This window comes from Kingella denitrificans ATCC 33394 (genome assembly GCF_000190695.1).
In the GTDB taxonomy this organism is placed as follows: Bacteria; Pseudomonadota; Gammaproteobacteria; order Burkholderiales; family Neisseriaceae; genus Kingella_A; species Kingella_A denitrificans.
In genome coordinates this window covers 455459-462101 of the sequence record NZ_GL870929.1, presented here as the reverse complement: position 1 = coordinate 462101, position 6643 = coordinate 455459, and the positions used below count along the sequence as shown (strand labels likewise).

The 6643-nt window shown below is 49.1% G+C and carries 5 protein-coding genes; 1 reads left to right on the top strand and 4 read right to left on the bottom strand.

Annotated elements, in window-relative coordinates:
- Window positions 1-175: 175 nt before the first annotated feature.
- Window positions 176-520: a hypothetical protein gene (locus HMPREF9098_RS02260; protein WP_003781578.1), complete on the top strand. Its 345-nt coding sequence runs from the start codon at window positions 176-178 to the stop codon at window positions 518-520.
- An 80-nt stretch (window positions 521-600) separates the two neighbouring features.
- Here HMPREF9098_RS02260 and HMPREF9098_RS02255 read toward each other — a convergent pair whose 3' ends face one another.
- The 4 genes from HMPREF9098_RS02255 to mfd all read right to left on the bottom strand — a co-directional run bounded on the left by HMPREF9098_RS02255 (window position 601) and on the right by mfd (window position 6641).
- The gene (locus tag HMPREF9098_RS02255; protein WP_115324844.1) at window positions 601-1011 is read right to left on the bottom strand and encodes a hypothetical protein; all 411 of its coding nucleotides are present in this window, start codon (window positions 1009-1011) and stop codon (window positions 601-603) included.
- Window positions 1012-1388: 377 nt separating this feature from the next.
- On the bottom strand, window positions 1389-2027 hold the full coding sequence (locus HMPREF9098_RS02250) for a hypothetical protein (protein WP_003781574.1): 639 nt from the start codon (window positions 2025-2027) through the stop codon (window positions 1389-1391).
- Window positions 2028-2051: 24 nt separating this feature from the next.
- Window positions 2052-2687 (bottom strand): hypothetical protein, encoded by a 636-nt coding sequence (locus tag HMPREF9098_RS11625; protein ID WP_003781572.1) that lies wholly within the window; start codon window positions 2685-2687, stop codon window positions 2052-2054.
- Between the two features lie 177 nt (window positions 2688-2864).
- Window positions 2865-6641 (bottom strand): transcription-repair coupling factor, encoded by a 3777-nt coding sequence (mfd, locus tag HMPREF9098_RS02245; protein WP_003781571.1) that lies wholly within the window; start codon window positions 6639-6641, stop codon window positions 2865-2867.
- Between the last annotated feature and the right edge of the window lie 2 nt (window positions 6642-6643).

Below are 6643 nucleotides of genomic sequence, written 5' to 3'. Positions count from 1 at the left end.
GGCGGGCCAGGGAGGTGACGCTCTCCTTCTCCTATGTGTAGACCAGCCAAATGGCTTGGCGGTGGTGTGGGGTGAGTCGGGTGTTTTTGTGCATGTTCATGTCAGTATTCTCCTGAAATACTGTAAACAACGCTAGGGATTTCTACAGCTAAGATACGCCCTTTCAACCCTATCCATGATTGAGAAAAAGTCGATGATCACTTTTGATGAAGCATATAAATCGGTAAAAACTGCTATTCGGGATTTGGAAGCGGATGTCCGCATTATTTCTGTCCGCCCTTTTGTTGATGGATGGATATTCGAATATCAAGATATAGAATTTCTGAATCATTGCGATTATATCAGCATGCTGCTGGATACTCCGTATATCTTAATGGATAAGCATACCCAAGAAATTTTCTTTGTTTATTTAAAGCCGGATGGGCTGGAAACGTTTCTGGATGATTACCATCATAAATCGGACTATATCGAGAAGGGGATAATCATTCCTTACATTCCTTCCAAAAATATCGAAAATTAAAATCCACAGGAAATGCGAAATGTCGAGAGATATAAGTTTAAGTATTGATTTATCGATGAATAATAAAAAATCTTTTCGTGCTATTCTTGCAAAGGATAGACAGCAGCATTTAACAACTCCTCATCATCTTTCCCCACATAGTCTTCTGTAAATTCCCCATCTTTAATAGCCCAAAACCATCCTGCAAATAAATCAAAAAAGGCCAAGTCAATAATTTCTATTTTTTGGCTATCCAGTGGATCAAATCTTAATGTTATTAGTGCTTCACGCTCTATTTTCCACACTCCTCCAACAGCAATGGCGGCATACTGGCCAAGTATCTTGATATTAAAATCCTTAACGATTAGCTTTAGATTTTCCAGCCTGTCTAAAGTAAAAACTATCTCAAATAAATCATTATCTATCCTGCAAATACAAGGAACATATTTTCTAGAAAACAAAAGCTCGCTAGTTGGATAATAACCATCATTAAGAAAATTAGTGATATACATAACACTATCCATATTTTTAAAAATTACATCGCTATCAGAGCTACTAGCCCATCCAGCAGCCTTAGGTTAGGTTGATAAACCCAACATTTCAAGAGATGTGTTGGTTTAGTTGGGTTTCGACCTAACCTACGCTTACTGCCTTTTTGCCTTTCGGTGGGAAGATTAAGCCGGACTTCGACCAAAATAGGGCGGATTAAAATAAAAAATCCACCATGATGTCATTATCGTCAAATTATCCGAAACGTTGGGTTTGCCACTTAGCCTATCGATATGCAGGCACGCCGTTGGTGATAAATTGTTTATGCAAAATCTACCAATCGTTATTGTTAATAATATATGAGGTAATTAAATTACTCATTTAACAAGTCTCCTATGGTTTAAGTTCTATTGCACATGCATTGCGCTAGATACAAAGAAAAAGTACAAAAAATCAAAAATATATCAAATGAATATTCTAGTACAAGCGATCCATAACTGATATTTCCCCCAAAACAAATGCTCGCTCGACCACATGAAGAAGAATAATCGCCAGTGAATAATGTATATGCCACAAAGAAAAGCAATAAAGTAAGAAGAAACTTCTTTCCATGGGATCCGGTAACAGGATCTTTTATTTCCAGTGTCAGATCCTTATAAAAGAAAATGGCGGAAAACAACATTTCCCGAAAAACAAACAGGCTATAAAATATAGTGTATCCCATAGCAGCTCTAAGCAGTTCAACTCTCTCTATATCTCCTGATGATTGCTGGTATTTTCTTAAAATACGTTCAAAACCTAAAAACAAATTCTGAAAAAACAGTTCATACATATTTTGAAAGAAATTTGCTGCGATAACCGAATTTTTTACCGAAAAAATAAACAAGAATGGAGCAACAAATACCATCAACAAACCCAATGCCGAAACCCATTTAAATTTCAGAAAAAATTTTATTTTCTTTCTAAGAGAAAATTCAATCCGCAAAACAATGAAATACACACCAAATAAAAATAAACAGAAAATAAGATTGAGCAGCATAATTATTTTCCTTCACTTAAAGTTTCAAAAAATATAAATCGTATGTTGCGATAATTTTTGCATTTCCTGATGACTGGCCTGAAATTCATAAGGCACATTATTCAATCGAAATTTAATTGAAATCAAGCTAACAAGAGGCGCCCTATTGCAACGGTCTATTTTCGATCCTTGTGTAAGTAATTTATATTGTTCCTCCACTTTATTAACAAGATTAAAGGGAGCTAGTCCACTTGGTTCTTGAATTTGTGCATAAACATATTCCAGCTTTAAAATATTGGTAACTTGACCATAAGGATTATCTTTTGCATCATATGCGGCCGATACCCAAGATTGTAGATAATTATATTTGCTACTAATATAGTAACAATATCCTTTATTATCAATGACTTTTATTCTATATCCAAATCCTTTTATATAAGATTCCTGTACTTCTTTAAAACCGGTACTTTTAAGTTGAAAAGATGTAGGGCGTATTGGTTCTGCAATAGGGTTAAATGAGCGATTTTGTTCATTATGCTTTAAAGAGAGGCGCGCAATGGCTCTACGTTTTTCATCTTCTCTTGTTGATTCTGGAGCAAATATGTATATATATATTATTAGACAAAATACAAATAACCAAAATAAAAACAGTATCGAGAATAAAATGTGTATTCCTTTCATAATTATCCCTCATTTAACTTTGTTAGCCTGCGTAGGTTGGATTAAGACCCAATAAGACCATTAATTTATTTGAAACTGTATGATTATTATCATAAATCGGAATATGTCGAGAAAGGGATAATCATTCCTTACACTCCTTTTGCTGTTTCAGCGCCTTAAAAAGCAGCCTGCACCCTTTCAGCCAGCCTCTTCCCCTCTTGTTACTACCCCCGCCTTCAACCTCCGCAACACACTCTTCACCGTCTTAATCCTCGTCTCCACATCCTCCATCTGAGCCGTAAACTTCAACTTATCCGCCCCTGCCAGCCGATAGTTTCTATCGCTCTGAATCAGCAGGATGATTTCTGTCGGGTCGATTTGGTGGTGTTTGCCGAAGGTAACGGTTACGGCTTCGCTGGTCGCGTCGATGGCGTCTATGCCCAATTCTTTTGCGGCAAGCCGCAGGTGGTGGCTTTCGATGAGGGTTTTGACGGGTTGTTCGGGCAGGCCGAAGCGGTCGACCAGTTCTTCGTGTATCGCGTTGATTTGCTGCACGGTTTCGCAGACGGCGAGGCGTTTGTAGAGCACCAGCCGCTCATGGATGTCGGGGCAGTAGCTTTCAGGCAGCAGGGCGGGGCTGTGCAGTTTGATTTCGGTGGTGATGCCCAGCGGTGCGTCGAGGTCGGGCTGGCGGCCTTTTTTGAGGTCGCGCACGGCTTGTTTGAGCATTTCGGTGTAGAGCGTGAAGCCGACCTGTATCATTTCGCCGGATTGTCCTTCGCCGAGGATTTCGCCTGCGCCGCGGATTTCCAAATCCTGCATGGCGAGGGTGAAACCTGCGCCGAGTTCGTCTGCCGCCGCGATGGCGTCGAGGCGTTTTTCTGCGTCTTTGGTGATGTATTCGGGCGTGAGCAAGTAGGCGTAGGCTTGGTGGTGGCTGCGGCCGACGCGCCCGCGAAGCTGGTGCAGCTGCGCCAGTCCGAATTTGTCGGCGCGGTTGATGATGATGGTGTTGGCGTTGGGGATGTCGATGCCGGTTTCGATGATGGTGGAACAGAGCAACACGTTGAATCTTTGCTGCAAAAAGTCGCGCATCACTTGTTCCAACTCGCGTTCGCGCAGTTGTCCGTGCGCCACGCCGATGCGGGCTTCGGGCAGCAGGGTTTCCAGCCGCTCGCGCATGTTCTCGATGGTATCCACTTCATTGTGCAGGAAAAATACCTGTCCGCCGCGTTTGAGTTCGCGCAACACGGCTTCGCGCACGCTGCCTTCGCTGAAGGGTTTGACAAAGGTTTTTACCGCGAGGCGGCGGCTGGGCGCGGTGGTAATCAGCGAGAAGTCGCGCAGACCTTCGAGTGCCATGCTGAGGGTGCGCGGAATCGGCGTGGCGGTCATGGTGAGGACATCGACATTGGCGCGCAGGCGTTTGAGTTGCTCTTTCTGGCGCACGCCGAAGCGGTGTTCTTCATCGATGATGACCAGCCCTAAGTTTTTGAATTTGATGTCGTCCTGCACCAATTTGTGCGTGCCGATAACGATGTCGACCGTGCCGTCCGCCATGCCTTCCAGCGCGGCTTTGGTGGCTTTGCTGTTGTTGAAACGCGAAAGGCTGGCAACTTTCACGGGGAAATCGGCGAAGCGGTCGGCGAAATTTTGCGCGTGCTGCTCGACCAGAAGCGTAGTCGGAGCGAGTACGGCAACCTGTTTGCCGCCCATCACCGCCACAAACGCGGCGCGCAGGGCGACTTCGGTTTTGCCGAAACCGACATCGCCGCACACGAGGCGGTCCATCGGCTTCGCCTGCGTCAAATCTTTAATTACGGCGGCGATGGCGGCGGCCTGGTCTTCGGTTTCTTCATAGCCGAAGCCGTCGGCAAACGCCTGATAGTCCAACTCGTTGATTTCAAACTTGTGTCCCGATTGGGCGGCGCGTTGGGCGTAGAGGTTGAGCAACTCGGCGGCGGTGTCGCGCGCCTTTTCGGCGGCTTTGCGCTTCGCCTTGTTCCACGCGCCGCTGCCGAGCTTGTGCAGGGCGACGTTTTCATGCGCCTGGCCGGAGTAGCGGCTGATTAAATGCAGTTGCGAAACAGGGATATAGAGCTGCGCATCGCCCGCATATTCCAGTTGCAGCATTTCGTCTTCGCCCATCAGCACCAGCCCGCGATACCGCCCGATGCCGTGTTCTTCGTGCACCACGGGGTCGCCGATGCTGATTTCCGCCAAATCGCGCAGGCTGCCGTCCGACACGGCGGCGTGCTTCTTGCGGCGGCTGTGGACGCGCGAACGGGCAACGTATTGATACAGCTCGGATTCGGTGATGACGGCAAGGTGCAGGCTGCTTTCGGCGTTCGGGCTACCTGAAAACGAGCAAAGCGAGTTTCTGCGAAGCAAAAATTCATTCGCAGCATTTTCAGGTAGCCCTTCGGCGTGCAGGCTGCCTGAAATCGTTGAAGCTGCGGCACTTTGTCCCCTCTCCTGCGGGAGAGGGTTAGGGAGAGGGCTTGCTGCGGCGGCAGAAATTTCGGTTTGGGGCGCGGACGTGTTGCCCTCTCCCCAGCCCTCCCCCTCGGGGGAGGGGGCGGGTTGCTGCCCGATTAAAGAGTGCAGGCTGCTTTCGGCGTTGGGGCTACCTGAAAGTTTATCCGCAGCATTTTCAGGTAACCCTTCGGTGTGCAGGCTGCTTTCGCCCAGCACAAACCCCTGCGACAACGGCGCAACGGCCAGCGCCACGCTGTTGGCTTTCAGGCTGCCTGAAAATTTATCCGACAAAAATTCCGCCCAGCTCGACACGGGTTTCACGTCAAAGCCGTGCTGCTTCAAAAAGCCCGTCATCGTTTCGCGCCGCCCCGCGCTTTCCGCGCACAGCAGGATTTTGCCGCCGAAGGCAGCCTGAAAGCGCGCCAACGCCGCCAAAGGCTCGTCCGATTGGCGGTTCACGGCCACGTCCGGCAGTCCGCTCTCCGCATCCGCCTGCGTCCACACCTGCGGATAGCGTTTCAGGCAGCCTGCAAATTGGTCGGGCAGCAGATACAGCGACTGCGGCGGCAGCGGCGGATAGCTCGGGTCGCCTTGCGCCATCGCGTGCCGCGATTTCACCTCGTCCCAAAAACGGTGCGCGCGGGCGTGCACATCGTCCGTGCAGACGATAATCGCGTTTTCCCCAATATAATCAAATAAATCGGCGCAACCGTCTTCAAAAAACAGCGGCAGGTAATATTCCACGCCCGCGCCGAACTGCCCCTTGCCCACGGCTTGGTACACGGTCGCCTCGTTCGGGTTGCTTGGGATTTCTTCGCGGAAACGGTTGCGGAAGATTTTCTGCGCGTCCGCATCGGTGGGGAACTCGTGCGCGGGCAGCAGGCGGATTTCGGACACGGGTGCGAGCGTGCGCTGCGTGTCGGGATCGAAGGTTTTGATGCTGTCGATTTCATTGTCAAACAAATCAATGCGGTAGGGCAAATCCGCGCCCATGGGGAACAGGTCTACAATCCCGCCGCGCACGGCAAATTCGCCCGCCGCCACCACGTTGGACACAGCGGCATAACCCGCTTCCACCAGGTTTTCGCGCAGTTTGTCCAAATCCAACGTCTGCCCCGTTTTCAGCCAAAACGTGCGCCCCATCAGGAAAGACGGCGGCGCAAGCCGCTGCATGGCGGTGGACACGGGCGCGAACAGCACGTCCGCCGCGCCGTTTTTCAGCTGCCACAACACCGACAGCCGCTCGGACACCAAATCCTGATGTGGCGAAAAACGCTCGTAAGGCAGCGTTTCCCAATCGGGCAGGAACAGCGCGTTGTCCTGCGGGCGGAAGAATTGCCACGCGGTTTGCAGGCGCAGGGCGGTTTCGCTGTCGGCGGTGAGCACGATTTTGGGCGTGCCCTGCGGCAGGTTCTGCGACAGCACCAGCGGCAGGCTGCCGGCGGAAAGGGAGGACCAAACGGTTTTTTGTTTTGCGGGGGGGATGGGGTAGTTCATGG

Coding starts and splice junctions, on each gene's coding strand:
- HMPREF9098_RS02250 (WP_003781574.1), bottom strand. CDS start 2,027: ATGCTGCTCAATCTTATTTTCTGTTTATTTTTATTTGGTGTGTATTTC.
- HMPREF9098_RS02255 (WP_115324844.1), bottom strand. CDS start 1,011: ATGTATATCACTAATTTTCTTAATGATGGTTATTATCCAACTAGCGAG.
- HMPREF9098_RS02260 (WP_003781578.1), top strand. CDS start 176: ATGATTGAGAAAAAGTCGATGATCACTTTTGATGAAGCATATAAATCG.
- HMPREF9098_RS11625 (WP_003781572.1), bottom strand. CDS start 2,687: ATGAAAGGAATACACATTTTATTCTCGATACTGTTTTTATTTTGGTTA.
- mfd (WP_003781571.1), bottom strand. CDS start 6,641: ATGAACTACCCCATCCCCCCCGCAAAACAAAAAACCGTTTGGTCCTCC.